Genomic DNA, 17,733 nt, shown 5'->3' with positions numbered 1-17,733 from the left:
CGCCCCTTTCCGTGCCCGGCAAATCCGATACTCGCCTCCACCGTCCACCCGACGCCCGCCCGTATCCGGGAGGCGCGCCGAGCGATGTGCCGTTCCCTTCGACGAGTACGCATCATGGCTGACCCTGATTCTCGGCGGCCAATAGCGGTGCCCACATGCGACGAGCCAGCGACCCGAACCGGGTGGTTTCCCCTGGCTCGCCCGCGGGCGCGGGCGCGGCCATAAGGTGTTCCAGGCGAGGAGCGGGTCCCCAGATGTAGCGCAGGTGACGGTCGGTGTGGTCACCGAACGGACCGGGACCGTTGGGCCCACCATTGAATTCGCGTTCGGCGGCGCTCACCGCTTCGTCGGCACTCGAGCCGCGGAAGCGACGTTCGGCGTAAACGGCGGTGGCGCAGGGAGCAACCGGCAGCGGTTCGGTCAGCCCGGCATCACGCAGCCGCACCAGCTCACGCAGGATCGACAGTGCGGCAGGCGGTTCCGGAGCCGTGAGCTCGCAACGCCATGCGGGACGGCCGAATTGTCCACGTCCGGTGGTGACCGCGCGCCACGAGCGGTCCTCGGTCACCGCCAAGCCCAGCAACGAAACCCACGCGGCGATGCGGTGTTTCGGAGCGAGCCGAGAGAACGTGGTTCGAACCAGCGATTCGCCGCGCACCTCGGGTACTGTGCCGGTGAGCCGACGGCCATTGCCGAGATCCACCGCGATATCGACCGCCCGCGGCGCACCCTGGTACTCCGGCAGCGCCGCGCGCACGAGCTTGTCCACCGTCGACTCGACTTCGTCGAGCACCGCACCACCGAAGCCGAACGGCGGCAATGTCCCGCGCCGCCACTCCGCCGCGCGCAGCGTCGATGGATCCGCGCCGGTGAGCCGCGCGGACAGCAGTCGTTCGCCCAGCTCCCATTTGGCGAGGCCGTCGAGTTCGATGGGCAACCGGTCGGCAATATCGTCTTCGTGTTCGGGAACGCGTAGTCCGAGGCGCTGCCACAGAAATGCGCGCACCGGGTGTTCGACGAACGAAATCAGGTCGGCCAGTGCGACATCCGCGGGTTCGAGCGGGGGCAGCGGTTCGGGCAGGAATGCGGGCCGCGGCTGTGCGGGTTGTCCCGCGGCCCGCGCTCCCGCGAAGGCGACGGTATCGAAGCTGAACGGGCGCTCGGCCACGAAATTGCGACGGTCGAAGCCCTGCAATGGATGTCGGGTCACCACCGCGTCCATACCTACCGCGCCGACGTGTGCGCGCAGTGCATCGAGCAGTTCGGCGACCGGGATGGCGGGCGGACGATGCGCACCGGTCACCGGATCGGCCCCGGTGTGGAAGATCAGCAGTCGTTCCGTGGCCGCGAGCACCGCATCCAGCAGCAGTTGGCGGTCCTCGCTGCGCGCATCCCGTTCGCCGAGCAGCGGATTGCGGGCCAGCACGTCATCGCCGTCCACGCCGCTGGTGCGCGGGAAGATCTCGTCGTCGAGACCGAGCAACACCACCACGCGATGCGGTACCGAACGCATCGGCACCATCGTGCACACCGTCAGTTCGCCGGTCCGGAAATTCGCCCTTGTCGGTCGTGCCGCCAACCGGCTCGACAGCAGCACACCGATATCCGCCAGCCGCAATGGCACATCACCCGCGTGTTCGGTGGCGGCCGCCAGCTCACGGCGTGCCTCGGTGCGCACCCACGCCTGACTGTCGGGCACATCGGTGAGCAGTTCGAGGCAGCGCCCGAGCACCGCCGCCCAGTCCTGCGCCGGACGCGGTCCGCGCAGGTCACGCAGGCAGACCGCGAGTCGGTCGATGAATTCCGCGAACCGGCCAGCCAGATCGACATCGTTGCTGTCCACATCGTCCAGCGGCAGCGCGAGATCCAGCCAGTCCTCGCAAGATTCGTCCGCGGTGACACCGAGCAGGATGCGGTCGACCGCGCTGTTGAGCGTGTTCTGCGCGAAGTCGGCAAGCCCGAATGCCTGTCGCTGGCGCTGGCCGATTCCCCAGCGCGCACCGGATTCGGCCGCCCATTCGCGCAATCGCTCGATATCGTCGTCATCGAATCCGCAACGGCGACGGACCGTTTCGGACGCCGCCAGATCCAGCACCTGGGTCACCGTCACTCGCCCGTCGGCGAGTTCGAGCAATACCGCGATCACCGCGAGCATCGGATTGGTCACCCCGCGCCCCCGATCGGCGAGCCGCACCCGCAGCAGATGCGCCGGATGCGCCGAATCCCCCACCGACTCCACCGATCCCACCATTTTCTGCCCGAACCCCGCCCGCACCAGCGGCGCATACGCCTCCACCTCGGGACACATGATCAACACATCCCGCGGTTCCAGCGTGTGATCGGCCGCGAACAAGCCGAGCAGACATTCGCGCAACACTTCGACCTGTCGTGCCGGCCCATGACACGAATGCACCTGCACGGTCCGGTCATCGAAGCTCGCCGGTTCGGGCGGCCATACATCGTCCCGAATCCCGGACTGCAGGGCCGCCAACAGTGTCCTACCCGAATCCTCCTGGATGCCCGAGTGATTCCATCCGATAGCCGCATGGTGCTGGTCCACCGCACCGACCAGCCGCTGCTGCAGCTCCCGCACATCCCTGCCGAGGCCCGCGAGCAATGGATGCCGCACCACCGTCGCACTGACATCGTCGGCCCGCGCCACCGCGGCGGGCAGCCCACTCAACTGCGCCCACATCACTGGACTGGGGTGCGCGAGCCACAGATGCACATCCCGCCGCTGCGCCAGCGCCGACAACACCGCGAGTTGATCGCTCGGCAATCGCGTCACCCCGAACAATGACAAACGCGCAGGCAGATCCACCAGATCCGGCGCGTCCCGCAACCGCGCGCAGGCCGCGTCCAACCGCTCGGCCGGACTCGGCACCCCGACTTCGGCCCGCAACCGCCGCCACAATTCCGGTTGCCACAGCAAATCATCCGGCACCGCCCGCCCGGCACCGTCGGTATCCGAACCCGCTGCCCACTCCTGTATGAGCCCAGGTCGCTGCGCCGCGTAACTGTCGAACAGCGCCGTCAGATGCGCGGCAGTCGCATACCGCCGACCGACCCGATGTCCGGCGGGTTCCCCGGACCCGAGATGCCGCGCGAGCACCGCACTCCACGGTTCGCCCAGCGATGCATCGATCACCCGCAGCAAGGTCCATACGACCTGCTCCGACGCCCACGGATCCGTCTCGGGCCGCACCCCACTCGCCGCCGCTGATACTTCGGCGACCAACGCACCGGGAGACGGGAATTGGATATTCGCGGCAACACCGTCCGAGCCACCCGCCACGCCGAGTACGGTCGACAACCGCTGTGTCAACCAGCGCTCCACCCCCTTCGCGGGCACCGCGACCACCTCGGCCGCGAAGGCGTCCGGCAAAGGTTCAGCAAGCAATGCGGCCAACGCCAGCGCCAACGCATCGGCGCGCTCGGCGCGATGTATGTGCAGCGGCATCCGCGCCCTCTCATCGGTTGGTCCGGTATGTCCGCACCGCGCGTCAAGTCGACTATCCGCACGGCTCGGCGCTTCCGCACGTTTATACGCCCAGCGACCAGCACGCAACCTACCGACCCCATGCCCGCAGGAGTGAAATAAGCCACACGGGAACGATTTACTTCGTCGTGTCACGTCGGATCGCGGCCGTCCATGTGCAACAGTGCTCAACCGGGGAGGAACGGGATAGCTGCACGAAAGGCTGGTTCGCGTTCATGATGGCGATGGTGATTCCCCTGATGCCGAGAGGCGGGTTCACGGTCCGCCGGGTCGGTGACAGATGGGAGCTGGTCAACTCGCACTCCTACGGTCGCACCGTCGTCCTACACTCCTGGCCGCGCGATCAGCATGCCGAGGCCTTCGCCCACTGCTACCGCCTCAACGGTCGCACCGTCGAGGAATTGCACGCCGCATTCCGCTAGCGCGAAAGACGCTGCGGTACAAGCACAACGCCGTCTACCACAGCGTCGGGCAGAGCTCAAGACGTGCGTCCGGCCCGCCGATGTGCGATCGTGTTGCCTCGTGCGTCACGCCTCTGTCTCTGTCCTCGCCGCTGCGGCGATCCTGGTCCCCACTACCACCGCGCTGATTCCGTCGGCCTATGCTGCGCCTCCGGCGCATACACAGGGCTGCATCGCCGGATTCGATTGCGATATGAGCAGCCGAATCGCCGCTGTCGACGCGTATTTGAAGAGTCGCCCCGGCGTAACCGGTTACGTGGTCCGCGATCGTGTGAGCGGTGGGGTGTACGCGAACGAGAATGCGGAGAACTCGGTCTGGACCGCCTCCACCATCAAACTGGCGATCGCGGCCGATCTGCTCAACCGCGCGCGGGCCGGCGTGATCGGCCTCGGTCCCGAGGACCGCGGCCTGATGGAATCGATGCTGGCCACCTCCAATGACCAGGCCGCCGATATCCTCTGGAACAAGTACGCCGGCATCGATCGGATGGCCTACAACAACGCCTTCCGCGCCAGCGGCATGGTGAACCTGGTTCCGCAGCCGACGAATACCGCGATGTTCCCGGACTGGTCGTTCCAGAAGTGCACCCCCGCCGATCTGGATCGGCTGATGGACTCGATCTTCAACAATATGCACCCCGACGACCGGAACTACCTGTTCGACCGCATGCGCTCGGTCGACAGCAACCAGCACTGGGGTGTGTGGGGTGCGGGTGCCGCGATGCGGCCCGGGCTCAAGAACGGCTGGTCCGAAGAGCAGGGCGGCTGGGTGGTGAACTCGGTCGGCTTCGCCGGACCCGGCGAGCGGTACACGCTGGCCATCATGAGCTCGCTCGGCGGCGACGGCGGCTACACCGAAGGCGCCGCGACCGACACCAAGGTCGCCGAACTGCTGTTCAGCGGTCGCTGAGCTGATCGGTGTCGAACGACCCGCAAGCGATCGCTAGCGGCGCCGCAATAGCACGGGCGCGCCATCCCGGGGGAAGGGAATCGTCGTGAACCCCCACGGCATTCGGTAATCCCCCGGGAGTTCCCACTCGTAATCACGCACCAGCGCGGCAATGATCGTCTTCACCTCGAAGGTTCCGAAGTGCATCCCGATGCACTTGTGCGCACCCGCGCCGAAGGGCACCCACGCGAGTCGATGCGATTTGTCCTCGCGCCGGGCTTCACCGAAGCGTTCCGGATCGAACAACTCCGGTCGGGTCCACAGCTCCGGCAGGAAATGATTGACGGTATACGCGCAGTCGATCGGCGTGCCTGCCGGAATGTAGTGCCCGAGGATTTCGGTGTCGCGTACCGCCCGCCGCGGCAGTCCCGGCACCGGCGGCATCAAGCGCAGACTCTCCTTCAGCACCAGATCCAGGTCACGCATCCGGTCCAGATCGGCGATTGTCGCTGCGGCGCCGCCGATTTCGGCATCGACCGCACGCACCTCCGCGCGCACCCTCCGCTGCCATTCGGGATGTTTACCGAGGTAGTAGGCCACGGCGGTGGCGGTGGTCGTGGTGGTGTCGTGCGCGGCCATGATCAGGAAGATCATGTGGTTGACCACATCCGTGTCACTGAACGCGGCGCCGTCCTCCGTGCGCGCATGACACAGTCCGGAGAAGAAATCCGCCGACTCGATCTGGCGCTTGCGCGGCAGCATCTCGGTGAAGTACTGCTCGAGCACCTTGCGTCCGCGCAGCCCGGCACGCCAATTGCCGCCTGGCACCGGATGTCGAATAACCGACAGCCCGGCATGGGTACAATCGATGAACGCATCGATGAGCTTGCGGCGCTGCGCCCCGACATCGACGGCCATGAAGGTCTCGCCCGCGATCTCCAGGGTCAGTTCCTTGATCGTCGGGTAGAGCCGGACAGTGCCGCCGTTGCGCGGCACCCACCGATCGATGGCGGCCCGCGCTACCGGCGTCAATGTCGCAAGATGCGCCTCCAGCCGCTCCCTGGTGAATGCCTGCTGCATGATCCGGCGATGGAACATGTGCTCGTCGAATTCCAGTAGCAGCAGTCCGCGCCGGAAGAACGGGCCGATGAAGTAGTCCCAGCCCTGGCCGAAATCGCGACGCCGCTTCCCGAGCACCTCATCGATCGCCTCCGGACCGCAGACCAGCACCCGATCCACGCCGAGCGACGAATTCAGCGATACCGGACCGTAGCGGCGATACCGCTGCATCATTTCCGCCGGACCCCAGCGCAGATAGTGCAGACCCCGGCCGAAATACGGAAGTCCGGCATCGCCCGTTACCGCGGTCGCGCTGCTGCCGTTCGGCGGTGAGGCCAGCACGTGTGGACGTTCGGGAACTCGGCGCAGCAGTCGATCGATCAGGTGGTCGTCCGGGATGTCGATGAGCGACACATTCTCGGATTCGGGCCGCACGCTGGGCTTTCCATTCCCGCTGCGGATGTGTAGGACACGGCCCCCGCCGACCATGACAAACCTCCCTGAACGACAGGATCTATCGTATTCTCTTTTTCACATTCGTTCGCTCGAAAAGAATCGGCACATCAGCAACCGGGATCTCGCCGTGACGGCCAGGACAGCGCCGACTACCGTAAGTCGGGTCAACAACGTTCGAGGGGCCGCACCCCAGGTTTGAGGAGCACCGACGATGAGCACTCAGTCTGTCGAGGAGAACCATCGCCACCGGGTGGTGGTGATCGGCTCCGGATTCGGCGGCTTGTTCGGTACCAAGCACCTCAAGCATGCCGACGTCGACGTCACCTTGATCTCCAAGACCTCGACCCACCTGTTCCAGCCGCTGCTCTACCAGGTCGCCACCGGCATCCTGTCGGTCGGCGAGATCGCCCCCGCGACCCGGCTGGTGTTGCGCAAGCAGAAGAACGCCCAGGTACTGCTCGGCGATGTCATCGATATCGATCTCGAGCACAAGACGGTCACCTCGCAGCTGCTCAACCAGAACACCGTCACCCCGTTCGACAGTCTGATCGTGGCGACCGGCGCGCAGCAGTCCTACTTCGGAAACGACCAGTTCGCCACCTATGCCCCCGGCATGAAGACCATCGATGACGCGCTGGAGCTACGCGCGCGCATCCTTGGCTCATTCGAAGGCGCCGAACTGGCCACCACTCAGGAACTGCGGGACCGCCTGCTCACTTTCGTGGTGATCGGTGCCGGACCTACCGGTGTCGAATTGGCCGGTCAGATCGCCGAACTGGCCGATCGCACCCTGGAGGGCACCTTCCACAACATCGATCCGCGCGATGCCAGGGTGATCCTGGTCGAGGGCGCGGGTGCGGTGCTGGGCCCGATGGGTCCGAAGCTGGGCGGTAAGGCCAAGCGGCGGCTGGAGAAGATGGGTGTCGAGATCCAGCTCAACGCCATGGTCACCGATGTCGACGCGCACGGGGTCACGGTGAAGGATGCCGACGGCACGGTGCGCCGGATCGAATCCTCGTGCAAGGTGTGGTCGGCCGGTGTGCAGGCCAGCCCGCTGGGCAAGATGCTCGCCGAACGCTCCGACGGCACCGAGACCGACCGCGCCGGACGCGTGATCGTCGAACCGGATCTGACCATCAAGGGCCACCCGAATGTGTTCGTTGTCGGCGACCTGATGTCGGTGCCGAATGTGCCCGGTCAGGCACAGGGCGCGATCCAGGGGGCGACCTATGCGGCCAAGCAGATCAAGGCCGGACTCAAAGGCCAAGCGCCGCAGGACCGCAAGCCGTTCAAGTACTTCAACAAGGGCAGCATGGCGACGGTGTCGCGGTTCAGCGCGGTCTGCCAGGTCGGCAAGCTGGAGTTCGGCGGATTCATCGCCTGGCTGGCCTGGCTCGCGCTGCACCTGTACTACCTGGTCGGCTACCGCAGCCGGATCATCACCGTCATCCAGTGGTTCGTGACCTTCCTCGGCCGCACCCGCGGGCAGATGGCGGCCACCGAGCAGTGGGTCTTCGCCCGGCTCGCGGTGGAGGCGGTACAGGCCGATCAGCAGGAGGCCGACGACCTCGCGGCCGCGCTGGGCGCACCACCCGCGGAGAACGGGAAAGCCGGGCTCACTGAGAAGGCTGCCGACCGCAAGGTGGGCTGATTCGCTGTCCGGCCCGCTCGCGCACCGAATCCTGTGCCAGTGCTACCGGATACTCGAACGGGTTCATCCGGACAGTGCTGAATACGGACAGCGACTCAAGGCAGCTAATAGTTAGCGAATTCATGCCGGGACGTTGCCACATCGTAATCTCCACCCATCCGAGCGCGCCTCGAATCCGAATGTCGGATGACATTTCTCCGGATGGAAGGCGATGTATGGGGACAGGTAAGCACAGAGCTCCTAACCCGCAGCGGCAGAAGATGGGGACGATGGTCGCGGCGGGCGCAGTACCGCTCGTTCTGGCGCTGGTAGGCACCGGCACCGCTAATGCCGAGCCCGCACAGTCGAATACGGTGGCCCAGCCGGAGCAGAAGCCGCAGTGGCCCGCGGCCGACGCCCCCAACGCGATGCCGTACGAGGGTCTGCAGATCCCCGACGACACCAAGAGCTCGCTGCAGTGGTCGCGTCCCGCGCCGGATAAGAAGTACCTCGCCCCCGTCGGCGTGCTGCACGCGCCCGGCGCCGTGGCACCGGTGCCGCCGATCGCCCCGCCACCTGGCAGGTTCCGCTTCGGTGACGTCGTCGTCGACGCACCCGAATGGATCAACCAGGAACAGGCGATCCAGATCAACGACAGCTCGGCGATCGCCGAGGCGAATCTGGCGACATTCCTCGATTCGATCGGCATGGAGCGCAGTCGTTCCGACCGGATCGCCGGACAAACCATCGGCACCGCCGCGATGGGTGCGGCGGCGGGGGCGGGGGCGGCAGTCCCGGTCGCGGCGACTTCCGCGCTGGTCGGCGGGGCGCTGGGTCTGGTATTCGGACTTCCGTTCATGCCGGTGGGCATGGTCGCGGGTCCGATGCTCGGTGCGAGCTTCGGTGCGGCCGTGATCACAGTCCCCGCGGCCGCCATCGGGGCGGCGGCCGGTGCGGCCGTCGGCGCGGTCAATGCGTTCAACGCGCCCTCACGGGTCGTCGGCGACTGATCGAGCACCGAACCGGGGTGGGAACCTGACGACGTTGTCGGGTCCCCACCTCTGTTCATTCCCCCGCCTGGCGCATCGCTACACCGTGTCGGTCTAGTCAAACGCCCGCTGTGATGGATGACACATTCCGGGGCGAATCGGGAGCTATCGCGTGCTGACTAGCAGAGGTCCCGTTCGTGTGGACAGGGTCCCGCCCAAAGCGAGCGGTAGGCGGGCGGCGACCAGGCCGTCCGTTTCCGCTGGTCGGTCGTCCGGATAGACGAGTTCGCTGTCCAATGCCCGTGGTGCGGTGAGATTGTCATCGGTGGCACTACCCGCGCCGAGTTCGAGTCGATGTCGCAGCAGTGGCAGGTCACCGATATCGGCGCAGAGGTCACCGCGCCAACCGCCGCCGTCCTCGCCGGTGCGCCCGATCTGCACGCGTTCGCGCAACCGTAGCCGGGCATCAGCTGTCAATCGCACCTCGGTGACCGCGTGGTGGTGCGCGCCGCCCGCCACGATGGTCGGCTCCAGATCGAAATCCAGCTCGCCCGCGACGTCGAAAAGCCAGTGCGCCAACGATAATGGCGTCCGGGTGCTCGGTAGCGCGATGGTTGCCGCGACCGAGCGCACCACCAGCCGTGCCCCGGGGCCCACCACGATCCGGATCTCGAGGTCATCGCCACCGAGCGGGGTGGCCGCGGTGCCGATCAGATGGACGGTGTCCGGACCGGTGCGACGGGCCGCGAGGCCGCCGCTCGCGTGGATCTCGGGCAGCGTGCCGACTGCGGCGACAATGCGAACCTCAGTGCGCAACAGCGGATTCGGCGGCGGATTTGTCCTGTTCCGCGATTGCCTGCAGTTGCTCGCGCACCCACGCCAGCACCGCGGTGGCGGCCGGATCCTCGGTCAGCGAGATCATCGCCGTGCGACGGCCCTCGCGTACCTTCGCGGCATCGCGTTCCATAACGTCGAGGTCGGCACCGACCAGCGGGGCAAGGTCGGTCTTATTGATCACCAGCAGATCCGAGAACGTCACGCCTGGGCCGCCCTTACGCGGCACCTTATCGCCGCCCGCGACATCGATGACGAAGATCTGTACGTCGATGAGGCCGGAGGAGAAGGTGGCGGTGAGGTTGTCGCCGCCGGATTCGACCAGGATCAGGTCCAGCGGCGGGTTGGCCGCGATCAGATCGTCGATGGCATCGAGGTTCGCGGTGATGTCGTCGCGAATGGCGGTATGCGGGCAGCCACCGGTCTGCACGGCGGTGATCCGCTCATCCGGCAGCACCGCGTGCCGACGCAGGAAATCGGCGTCCTCGGTGGTGTAGATGTCATTGGTCAGCACCGCGAGCGAGAGTTCGTCACGCAACTGCCGGCACAGGGCAGCCACCAGGGCGGTCTTGCCCGAACCGACCGGTCCGCCGATTCCGATGCGCAGCGCATCGCCGCGCGTGCGTTCTCGCTTGGGCCGGTCGTGCGAGTGATCGTGCGGCTCGCCATCGATCAGGTGGGGTGGCATATCGGTGCTCCTTTCCGCTTCCATCCTTGCCGATCGCGCGCCTAGGACGCGAACAGGGGCATATCGCGGACGAGGTGTCGGTGGGCGAGTACGTCCTGTAGTGGGTCCGAGAGCGCGGCGAGTCCGGTCGCGGCCGCCGCGGCGGTCCGGTCGCAGAGTTCGCCGAGACGGATCGTGCAGGCGGCGACTGCGGCAGGATCCAACGCCAGTAACCGCTGTGCCGCGGTCGCCGCGCCGGTCATGGTCGTGTAAACGACGACCGCGGCGGCCTGCTCGGGACTCGCGCCACAGACCTGCCCGGCGACACCGAAGGCGGTCGACAGATGCGGCCGCACACCGAGAACCGCCCAATCCTCCCCGGGCCAAACCTGTTTCGCCAACCGCACCAGGCCACGTCCCTGTGCCCGCGACGCCGCCCGCGCGGCCGGGGCCGGTGTCCGCGCATCGGCTTCGGCCTCGGCCCGCTGCGCGGTCAACTGTCCGGCACACACCGCCGCCGCCAACGATGCCGACACCAGTCCGGATGTCTGGATCCGCCGCCGCAGATACAGTTCGACGGTCGCTACATCCCGCACCAGCACGGATGCCACCGCCTCCTCCACTCCCCCGGAATGCACATGTCCCCCGATCGGCAGGCGCGAGTCCGCCAAAGCGAACAATGTCGCCAACCCCGCCGTCCCCGCATCCGATCCGTGCACCCGTCGATCCTATGCGTGACACGGTCGGGCTCCCTCACCCCGACCGGGCCACACATGATCTTCGGACCGGGGCGGGGTCGGGATGACGCCTGCCACCGCTGGGGTCTGGAAACATGGACGCGATGGGGTTCGATGAGAGCATCATGCGCGTCATCTCGGTCCGGCGCACGGACGCGATGACGCAGGTGATCCAGGGCATCGGCGATGCCGGAATGCGCATCGAGGTGCTCGAGATCGGCGCGCTGGCAGGGGTATTTGCCGTGGTCGCGACGCGGAGCTGGCGGGTCGGCGGTATCGCGGCGGCGAGTCTATTGCTGGGCGATTTCATCGCACATTGGCTGAAGCAGGTGGTCAGGCGGGCACGGCCGGCTGGAGATCTGACCTTGTGGCCCGAAATCCATAGCTGGGCAATGCCTTCCACCCATGCTGCGGCCACCTCGGCACTGGCGATGGGCATATTCCTGGCGGTGGAGTGGCGCTCGCCCCCTATTCGCCACGCGGCGGGCACCGCGCTCGTCGTGGCGGTGGTGTTCATCGGTGGGTGCATGGTGTACCTCGGTGCGCACTGGCCGACCGATGTACTGGCAGGTTGGCTGCTCGGCGTGGGCGTCGGCGGTGCCGTCGCGTGGACGACCGGCAAGTTGCGCCCGAACCGCGATACCGCCAACGACTTACCGTCCGACACGCCCGGAGTGCGATGAGTTTTGGTGGGCTGCGCGGTCTATCTACCTGAGGCCGTATCCGGTCTCGTGGTTATGAGGAGGGCCGATGACGGATAAGGAACCAACGGGACAGCGACGATTGGCGGAGCATCCGACTGTCAAGCGGATGACCGAAATGGCACGCACGACACCGGATCCGGTGCTGAATGCGGCGCGGCTGCGTGAGCTGTGCCTCGCGGCCGGAGCCGACGATGTGGGCTTCGTACCGGTGGACGATCCGAGGGTGGCGGTCGAACTCGAGCATGCACGCGAAATCCTGCCCTCGGCCCGCACATTCGTGGCCTTCTGCGTCCGGATGAACCGGGACAACCTGCGCAGCACCATGCGCAGCCTTGCCAATACCGAATTCAATCACGCCGACGACGAGACCAATGAAGTGTCACGCCGAATTACCAGGGCCCTGCAGGATGCCGGGTACCGTGCCGTCTACCCCGCGCCCGGATATCCGATGGAGGTCGACAAGTTTCCGGGTCGGATTTGGGTGATCGCACACAAGGTAGTGGCCGAGGCTGCCGGGTTGGGCGTTATGGGCATCCACCGCAACGTGATTCACCCGAAGTTCGGCAATTTCATCCTGCTGGGCACGGTGGTCACCGATGCCGTGATCGATGAGCCCAGCGCCGCACTGGATTTCAATCCGTGTCTGGAATGCAAGCTGTGCGTATCGGCCTGTCCGGTCGGCGCGATCACCAATGACGGCGGGTTCGATTTCCAGGCCTGCTATACCCACAACTACCGCGAGTTCATGGGCGGCTTCACCGATTGGGCCGAAACCGTCGCCGACAGCGATAGCGCCACCGAATACCGCGAGCGGGTCACCACCGGCGAATCGTTCTCGATGTGGCAGAGCCTGTCGTTCAAACCCAACTACAAGGCGGGATACTGCATGGCCGTCTGCCCGGCCGGGGAGGATGTGATCGGCGCCTACCTCGACGATCGCAAGACGCACCTCGACGATGTCGTGCGTCCGTTGCAGAACAAGGACGAACCCGTCTATGTCTTGCCGGGATCAGCCGCGGAAGAACATGTCACGCGCCGGTTCCCGAACAAGACGCCGAAGGCGGTGACCAACGGTTTCCCGGACGAGGTCAACCTCCTGCTCGATCAGATCGGCCCGCGTCCGCGCCGGACACGGGGCGTATAACGATCAGCGAGGAACGCACGTTCCATGAAGCGCTGCGCCCCTCCTCGGGTCAAATTGGACCACGCCTGGACTCCTGGCGACCACCAGGGCGCGATCTTGCGCGGCTTGGCGGCCACAGCGTGACAGACCAGATCGGAGGCTTCGTCGATGGTGAGCCCGGGAACGCGGCTGAAGTCCGTCGGCGCGCTCATCCTCGTGTGTACGAGCGGCATGTAGATGGCGGTCATCGTCACCTTGTCGGCGGCGATCTCCGCTGCGGCACTGCGCAACCAGACATCGAAAGCGGATTTGGAAGCGCCGTACGCGGCCCACCGCGGGGCGGGCGGCATGAGCACGCCCCAGGTCGAAATATTGACGATATGGCCCTGTTTGCGTTCGCGCATACCCGGCAGCAAGGTGAGCAGCAGCCGGACCGGCCCGAGATAGTTCACATCAATGGTGCGCGTGAAATCGTGGAATCGGCCGTAGGATTCGTCGATCGAGCGGCGAATCGACTTGCCCGCGTTATTGATCAGCACATCGATATGGCCGTGTTCAGCCAGTAGATTGCGCCCGAGATTTTCGACGGCATCCATATCGGTGATATCCGTCGGGTACACGTGTGCGGTGCCGCCCTCGGCGGTGATCTCGGCCGCGACCTGCTCCAGCGCATCGACGGAGCGCGCAACCAGCAGCACGATCCCCCCAGCCGCGGCAATTTTGCGCGCGCTCGCCCTGCCGATGCCGTGCGACGCACCGGTCACCAGCACGATCCGGCCCTCGACCGCCCCCCGCAGCGATTTCTGGCGCGGCCGTGCGGTCGGGTACAGCAACCGGGAGGCCACTCGCTCGGCGAGCGGGCGGCCGTTTTTCGAAGCGGGAGTGTCGCTCACCCTCTCGACTGTATGCGCCGACCCGCCCTATTCGCGATCATTTGCCGAGGTCCGCAGGAGTTCGGGCAGGTCCTGTCGGGGCAGATACGCCGCGATCCGCAATCCGTCTTCGGCGCGGCGCACCAGGAAGTCGCTGTAGACGTCGAGGGACCGCTCGCCGAGCGACAGCGCCCAACGGGCCGACGTCAGCCAGCAGTGTCCGCCCAGTTCGAAGGTGGTTTGCTCGACCAGTCTGGTGCGCGGCGTCGACCCCGCATCGAACTGGTCAGCACGCGCCTGCGCCGCGGCCACGAATTCCTCCCGGCTCACACAGCGACTCGATGTCGGCGTGGTCACCAGGATCATCGGCTCGAAAAGGCTTGGCAGTGCGGCGAAATCCGATGCCGCGACGATCTCGTCGTAGCTGCGGATGAAACCCTCGATCGAGGTGATGTCATGCGAAATCATGACATCTAATTATATCGCGATTCGCATCCGAACTCCGGGAGGCGCGCCGGTCAGCGCCGCGGTGCGAATGCGGCGACGGCCGCCATCACCACCAAGAGCGCCGCACCGACCGAGGTCGCCACATGCATTCCGGAGACAAAGGATTCGCGCGCGGCATCGATCAGCGCGGAATTGTCACTCGCATGCTGGATGGTCTCGCCGAGCGTTGCCGCATAGTCGCCGCCCGACCGGAAGACCAGTGCCGCAACCGAACCCAGCAGCGCGAGACCAAGGGCATTGCCCAATTCGAAACTCGTCTCGGAGATTCCGACCGCCGATCCGGCCCGCTCCGGCGGCACCGAGGACACCGCCACATCCGACACCAGCGTGAACGCCAAGCCGTAGCCGATGCCCGCAATCGTGGATCCCGCGAGATACCAGGCGATCCCGCCGTCTACGCCGACACCGATCAACATCACATTGCCGATCGCCGATGCCAGCAGCGCCAGCACGAAGGTGGGACGCACCCCGAGCTTATGCCCGACCCGCGCACCGCCCATCGAGCACACGAAGACCGCGATCGCCATCGGAACCCCGAGCAGCGCGGCCGCCAGCGGGTCACGGCCGGTCACCGATTGCAGGTAGACGCTGGTCAGATAGCTCATTGCGGCCAGCGACATCATGCCGACCAAGCTGCAGCCGATGGCGACCGAGAACTGCGCCCGCCGGAACAGGCGCAGATCCAGCAGTGGTTCGACCAGCTGCCGCTGCCGCCGCACGAACACCGCGAGCAGCACCGCACCGATGATTCCGATCACGAGCGGTTCGATATCGAACCCTTCGGCAGCGATCTGCTTCACCGCGTACACCACCGGCAGAATGCCGCCGATCGACAGCAGCACACTCGGAATATCCAACGGACCCACCACACCGGCGCGATGCTCAGGCAGTACGAACGGACCGAAGGCGAGCAGGATCAGCAGCACCGGAATATTGATGAGGAATACCGAGCCCCACCAGAAGTGGTGCAGCAGCAGCCCACCGAGGATCGGGCCGACCGCGGACCCGCCCGCGAAGAATGCGGTCCACACACCGATCGCGGCGGCGCGTTCGCGGGCGTTCGGGAACAGGCTGGAGATCAGCGCCAGACTCGACGGCAGCAGGGTCGCACCGCCCAGACCCATCAGCGCCCGAGCGATGATCAACACCGCGGCGCTCGGCGCGAAAGCGGCCATGATCGAGGCGATACCGAACACCGACGCACCGGCGAGCAGAATATTGCGCCGCCCGATCCGGTCGCCGAGGTTGCCCATGGTGATCAGCAGGCCCGCGATGAGGAAGCCGTAGATATCGAGAATCCACAGTTGCTGCGCGGCCGACGGGTCGAGATCGAGGGTGAGCGTCGGCATGGCCAGGAACAGCACCGAGATGTCCATCGACACCAGCAGCACCGGCAGTAGCAATACCGCGAGACCGAGCCGAGCATGCCGTGAACTGGTCGGCGCCGCCTGTGCGACCTCCACCTGTGTCATGTCGTCTCCTCTCCCGTGTCGCGTACAGCGTACGCATCAATCCGGGTACAGTGTACGCATGCGGTCCGAAAACCGGAAGCGAGTCATGGGATGACCGAGTCGAAGCTCACGCGAGCGGCCATTGTCGACACCGCGATCGCCCTTGCCGACGAGGCGGGGCTGGACGGGTTGTCCATGCGACATATCGCCGAGCAACTGGGTGTCGGCGCCATGTCGCTGTACCGGCACGTCGCGAACAAGGACGAATTGCTCGCGCTGATGACCGACGAGATATCGGCCCGCAATCCGTATCCGTCACCGGAGGGCATGAACTGGACTTGGCGCGACCGCGTGCGCATCGCCGCCGAAATCGACTGGGCGCTCTACCAGAAGCATCCGTGGGTGCTGCTCACCTTCGCGATGCCCCGCTACAGCTTCGGCCCGCAGGGGCTGGCCTGTTTCGCATGGCTGGTCGAGGGGCTGCGCGAGCTGAATGTCTCTACTCGCGAGGCGTCCACCATGGCCTTCGCGGTGTGGAACTACATCTCCGGTGCCACGCTGCCGCATATCAGCGGTGCGCTGGTCGCGCGCAAGGGCATGAATCCGGAGGGCTCGAACGGCCTGCGGGCACTGTTGGAAGGAAAATCACAACTTCCCATTCCGCCCGCGCTGGCAGATCTGAACGGCAGTGGCGTCAGCGATCTGACCTCGGAGGATCTGCTGTATATCGGATTGTCCGCGCTCTGCGACGGATTCGAGGCACGGTGCGCGAAGTCCACCACCGCTTGACCTGAACGGCGCTTCAGGTTGCACGGTGGGTTGGTTCGCCGACGAGTAGGAGCCACTGTGCACGCCATCCGCCTTCATGACTTCGGACCAGCCGAACATCTGCGCTACGAAACGGTTTCCGATCCGGTGCCCGGGCCGGGGCAGGTGCTGATCCGGGTCGCGGCGGCGGGCGTGCATTTCATCGATACGGCGCTACGCAGCGGTGCGCCCGGCCCCTTTCCGCTGCCCACGCTGCCGACCATCCCGGGTCGCGAGGTGGCTGGGACCGTAGATCGAATCGGGCCGGATGTCGATGGGGTCTGGCTCGATAAGCGGGTCGTCGCGCACCTCGGTCCCGTACCGGGCGGCTATGCCGAGTTGGCCGTGACGGAAACCGCTCGGCTGCACGAGATTCCGGCCGATCTCGATCCGGCGGAGGCGGTCGCGATCGTCGGCACCGGGCGAACGACCATGGGGATCTTATTGTTCACCGAACTCGGTCCGGACAGCGTGGTGGTGGTAACCGCCGCCGCGGGCGGCATCGGGACACTGCTGGTTCAGTATGCGAAGAATCTCGGGGCGACGGTGGTCGGGCTGGCCGGTGGGCCCGCGAAAGTCGAACTCGTGCGACGCAATGGCGCGGATATCGCGATCGATTACTTACGACCCGACTGGCCGGATCAGGTACGTGCCGAGCTCGCCGACCGCAGGGCCACTGTGTTGTTCGATGGCGTCGGCGGCGAAATAAGCCGCGCCGCGGTCGATCTGCTGGGTAAGGGCGGTCAGCATCTGATCTACGGCGCGGCCGACGGTGCACCGCTATCGCTTTTGGAGGAGGAATTGACCACCCGCGGCATCACGTCCGAGATGGTCGTCGGACCGCGCCTGCTCCAGCGCGTCGAAGGCGACCTGCGCCCACTCGAGGACAAGGCCATGGCCGAGGCCGCAGCCGGTCGACTACGGCCCGCGGTCCAGCGTTTCGCGCTTGCCGAGGCGGCCGAGGCGCACCGCGCACTGGAGACGCGCGGCACCGTCGGCAAGGTGGTGCTGATCGTGCCGCCACTGCGCACCGGATAGCAGCTCCCAG

General features: G+C 66.2%; 16 protein-coding genes. 8 read left to right on the top strand and 8 right to left on the bottom strand.

Translation table 11 applies throughout. The features are described 5' to 3' along the window. Positions 1–112 precede the first annotated feature (112 nt). On the bottom strand, positions 113–3,460 hold the full coding sequence (gene recC, locus ACQP2U_RS16895) for an exodeoxyribonuclease V subunit gamma (protein ID WP_433715540.1): 3,348 nt from the start codon (positions 3,458–3,460) through the stop codon (positions 113–115). A gap of 278 nt (positions 3,461–3,738) precedes the next feature. Between recC and ACQP2U_RS16890 the strand changes: the two genes are divergently transcribed. Further along, positions 3,739–3,921 carry a hypothetical protein gene (locus ACQP2U_RS16890; RefSeq protein ID WP_433715539.1) on the top strand — a complete coding sequence of 61 codons (183 nt, stop codon included), beginning with the start codon at positions 3,739–3,741 and terminating at the stop codon, positions 3,919–3,921. A gap of 232 nt (positions 3,922–4,153) precedes the next feature. Further along, positions 4,154–4,870 carry a tat pathway signal sequence gene (locus tag ACQP2U_RS16885; RefSeq protein ID WP_433715538.1) on the top strand — a complete coding sequence of 239 codons (717 nt, stop codon included), beginning with the start codon at positions 4,154–4,156 and terminating at the stop codon, positions 4,868–4,870. A gap of 33 nt (positions 4,871–4,903) precedes the next feature. Here the strand turns inward: ACQP2U_RS16885 and ACQP2U_RS16880 are convergent, their stop codons facing one another. Next, on the bottom strand, positions 4,904–6,343 hold the full coding sequence (locus ACQP2U_RS16880) for a cytochrome P450 (RefSeq protein ID WP_433715537.1): 1,440 nt from the start codon (positions 6,341–6,343) through the stop codon (positions 4,904–4,906). A gap of 232 nt (positions 6,344–6,575) precedes the next feature. Between ACQP2U_RS16880 and ACQP2U_RS16875 the strand changes: the two genes are divergently transcribed. After that, positions 6,576–8,015, top strand: a complete 1,440-nt coding sequence (locus ACQP2U_RS16875; protein ID WP_433715536.1) for an NAD(P)/FAD-dependent oxidoreductase — start codon at positions 6,576–6,578, stop codon at positions 8,013–8,015. A 215-nt stretch (positions 8,016–8,230) separates the two neighbouring features. After that, complete coding sequence (locus ACQP2U_RS16870) at positions 8,231–9,004, top strand: hypothetical protein (RefSeq protein WP_433715535.1); 774 nt, start codon at positions 8,231–8,233, stop codon at positions 9,002–9,004. A 144-nt stretch (positions 9,005–9,148) separates the two neighbouring features. On the opposite strand, the gene ACQP2U_RS16865 is transcribed toward ACQP2U_RS16870, so the two are convergent. Genes ACQP2U_RS16865 through ACQP2U_RS16855 form a run of 3 tightly spaced genes read right to left on the bottom strand, consistent with a single transcriptional unit; the run spans position 9,149 to position 11,203 of the window. Beyond that, positions 9,149–9,799: an urease accessory protein UreD gene (locus ACQP2U_RS16865; RefSeq protein ID WP_433715534.1), complete on the bottom strand. Its 651-nt coding sequence runs from the start codon at positions 9,797–9,799 to the stop codon at positions 9,149–9,151. Next, positions 9,789–10,505 carry an urease accessory protein UreG gene (ureG, locus tag ACQP2U_RS16860; protein WP_433715533.1) on the bottom strand — a complete coding sequence of 239 codons (717 nt, stop codon included), beginning with the start codon at positions 10,503–10,505 and terminating at the stop codon, positions 9,789–9,791. The genes ACQP2U_RS16865 and ureG overlap by 11 nt, the downstream gene beginning before the upstream one ends. A gap of 41 nt (positions 10,506–10,546) precedes the next feature. After that, positions 10,547–11,203, bottom strand: coding sequence for an urease accessory protein UreF (locus ACQP2U_RS16855; RefSeq protein WP_433715532.1), 657 nt, complete (start codon positions 11,201–11,203; stop codon positions 10,547–10,549). Positions 11,204–11,325: 122 nt separating this feature from the next. Here ACQP2U_RS16855 and ACQP2U_RS16850 point away from each other — a divergent pair, with 122 nt between their 5' ends. Continuing rightward, the gene (locus tag ACQP2U_RS16850; RefSeq protein WP_433715531.1) at positions 11,326–11,904 is read left to right on the top strand and encodes a phosphatase PAP2 family protein; all 579 of its coding nucleotides are present in this window, start codon (positions 11,326–11,328) and stop codon (positions 11,902–11,904) included. Between the two features lie 67 nt (positions 11,905–11,971). Further along, positions 11,972–13,069, top strand: coding sequence for an epoxyqueuosine reductase (locus ACQP2U_RS16845; RefSeq protein WP_433715530.1), 1,098 nt, complete (start codon positions 11,972–11,974; stop codon positions 13,067–13,069). On the opposite strand, the gene ACQP2U_RS16840 is transcribed toward ACQP2U_RS16845, so the two are convergent. From ACQP2U_RS16840 to ACQP2U_RS16830, 3 genes are read right to left on the bottom strand one after another with little or no spacing between them, the layout of a single operon-like run. Beyond that, complete coding sequence (locus tag ACQP2U_RS16840) at positions 13,030–13,941, bottom strand: SDR family NAD(P)-dependent oxidoreductase (protein WP_433715529.1); 912 nt, start codon at positions 13,939–13,941, stop codon at positions 13,030–13,032. The genes ACQP2U_RS16845 and ACQP2U_RS16840 overlap by 40 nt on opposite strands. Before the next feature lie 27 nt (positions 13,942–13,968). Continuing rightward, positions 13,969–14,388, bottom strand: a complete 420-nt coding sequence (locus ACQP2U_RS16835; RefSeq protein ID WP_433715528.1) for a hypothetical protein — start codon at positions 14,386–14,388, stop codon at positions 13,969–13,971. A 50-nt stretch (positions 14,389–14,438) separates the two neighbouring features. Next, the gene (locus ACQP2U_RS16830; RefSeq protein WP_433715527.1) at positions 14,439–15,899 is read right to left on the bottom strand and encodes an MFS transporter; all 1,461 of its coding nucleotides are present in this window, start codon (positions 15,897–15,899) and stop codon (positions 14,439–14,441) included. Between the two features lie 90 nt (positions 15,900–15,989). Here ACQP2U_RS16830 and ACQP2U_RS16825 point away from each other — a divergent pair, with 90 nt between their 5' ends. Next, a complete protein-coding gene (locus ACQP2U_RS16825; RefSeq protein WP_397034835.1) occupies positions 15,990–16,667 on the top strand; it encodes a TetR/AcrR family transcriptional regulator in 678 nt (225 codons plus the stop codon). A gap of 57 nt (positions 16,668–16,724) precedes the next feature. Beyond that, a complete protein-coding gene (locus ACQP2U_RS16820; protein ID WP_433715526.1) occupies positions 16,725–17,723 on the top strand; it encodes a zinc-binding dehydrogenase in 999 nt (332 codons plus the stop codon). The last annotated feature ends 10 nt before the right edge of the window (positions 17,724–17,733 follow it).

Origin of the sequence: Nocardia sp. CA-084685, from assembly GCF_050955785.1 — a bacterium.
Taxonomy (GTDB): domain Bacteria; phylum Actinomycetota; class Actinomycetes; order Mycobacteriales; family Mycobacteriaceae; genus Nocardia.
Note: the sequence above shows the minus strand (reverse complement) of the source record. Positions and strands in the feature narration are given on the sequence as shown.

Excerpts from the sequence above, each read along its gene's own strand:
- recC (WP_433715540.1), bottom strand. The coding sequence starts at position 3,460 with ATGCCGCTGCACATACATCGCGCCGAGCGCGCCGATGCGTTGGCGCTG.
- ACQP2U_RS16890 (WP_433715539.1), top strand. The coding sequence starts at position 3,739 with ATGCCGAGAGGCGGGTTCACGGTCCGCCGGGTCGGTGACAGATGGGAG.
- ACQP2U_RS16885 (WP_433715538.1), top strand. The coding sequence starts at position 4,154 with ATGAGCAGCCGAATCGCCGCTGTCGACGCGTATTTGAAGAGTCGCCCC.
- ACQP2U_RS16875 (WP_433715536.1), top strand. The coding sequence starts at position 6,576 with ATGAGCACTCAGTCTGTCGAGGAGAACCATCGCCACCGGGTGGTGGTG.
- ACQP2U_RS16870 (WP_433715535.1), top strand. The coding sequence starts at position 8,231 with ATGGGGACAGGTAAGCACAGAGCTCCTAACCCGCAGCGGCAGAAGATG.
- ureG (WP_433715533.1), bottom strand. The coding sequence starts at position 10,505 with ATGCCACCCCACCTGATCGATGGCGAGCCGCACGATCACTCGCACGAC.
- ACQP2U_RS16850 (WP_433715531.1), top strand. The coding sequence starts at position 11,326 with ATGGGGTTCGATGAGAGCATCATGCGCGTCATCTCGGTCCGGCGCACG.
- ACQP2U_RS16845 (WP_433715530.1), top strand. The coding sequence starts at position 11,972 with ATGACGGATAAGGAACCAACGGGACAGCGACGATTGGCGGAGCATCCG.
- ACQP2U_RS16835 (WP_433715528.1), bottom strand. The coding sequence starts at position 14,388 with ATGATTTCGCATGACATCACCTCGATCGAGGGTTTCATCCGCAGCTAC.
- ACQP2U_RS16830 (WP_433715527.1), bottom strand. The coding sequence starts at position 15,899 with ATGACACAGGTGGAGGTCGCACAGGCGGCGCCGACCAGTTCACGGCAT.
- ACQP2U_RS16825 (WP_397034835.1), top strand. The coding sequence starts at position 15,990 with ATGACCGAGTCGAAGCTCACGCGAGCGGCCATTGTCGACACCGCGATC.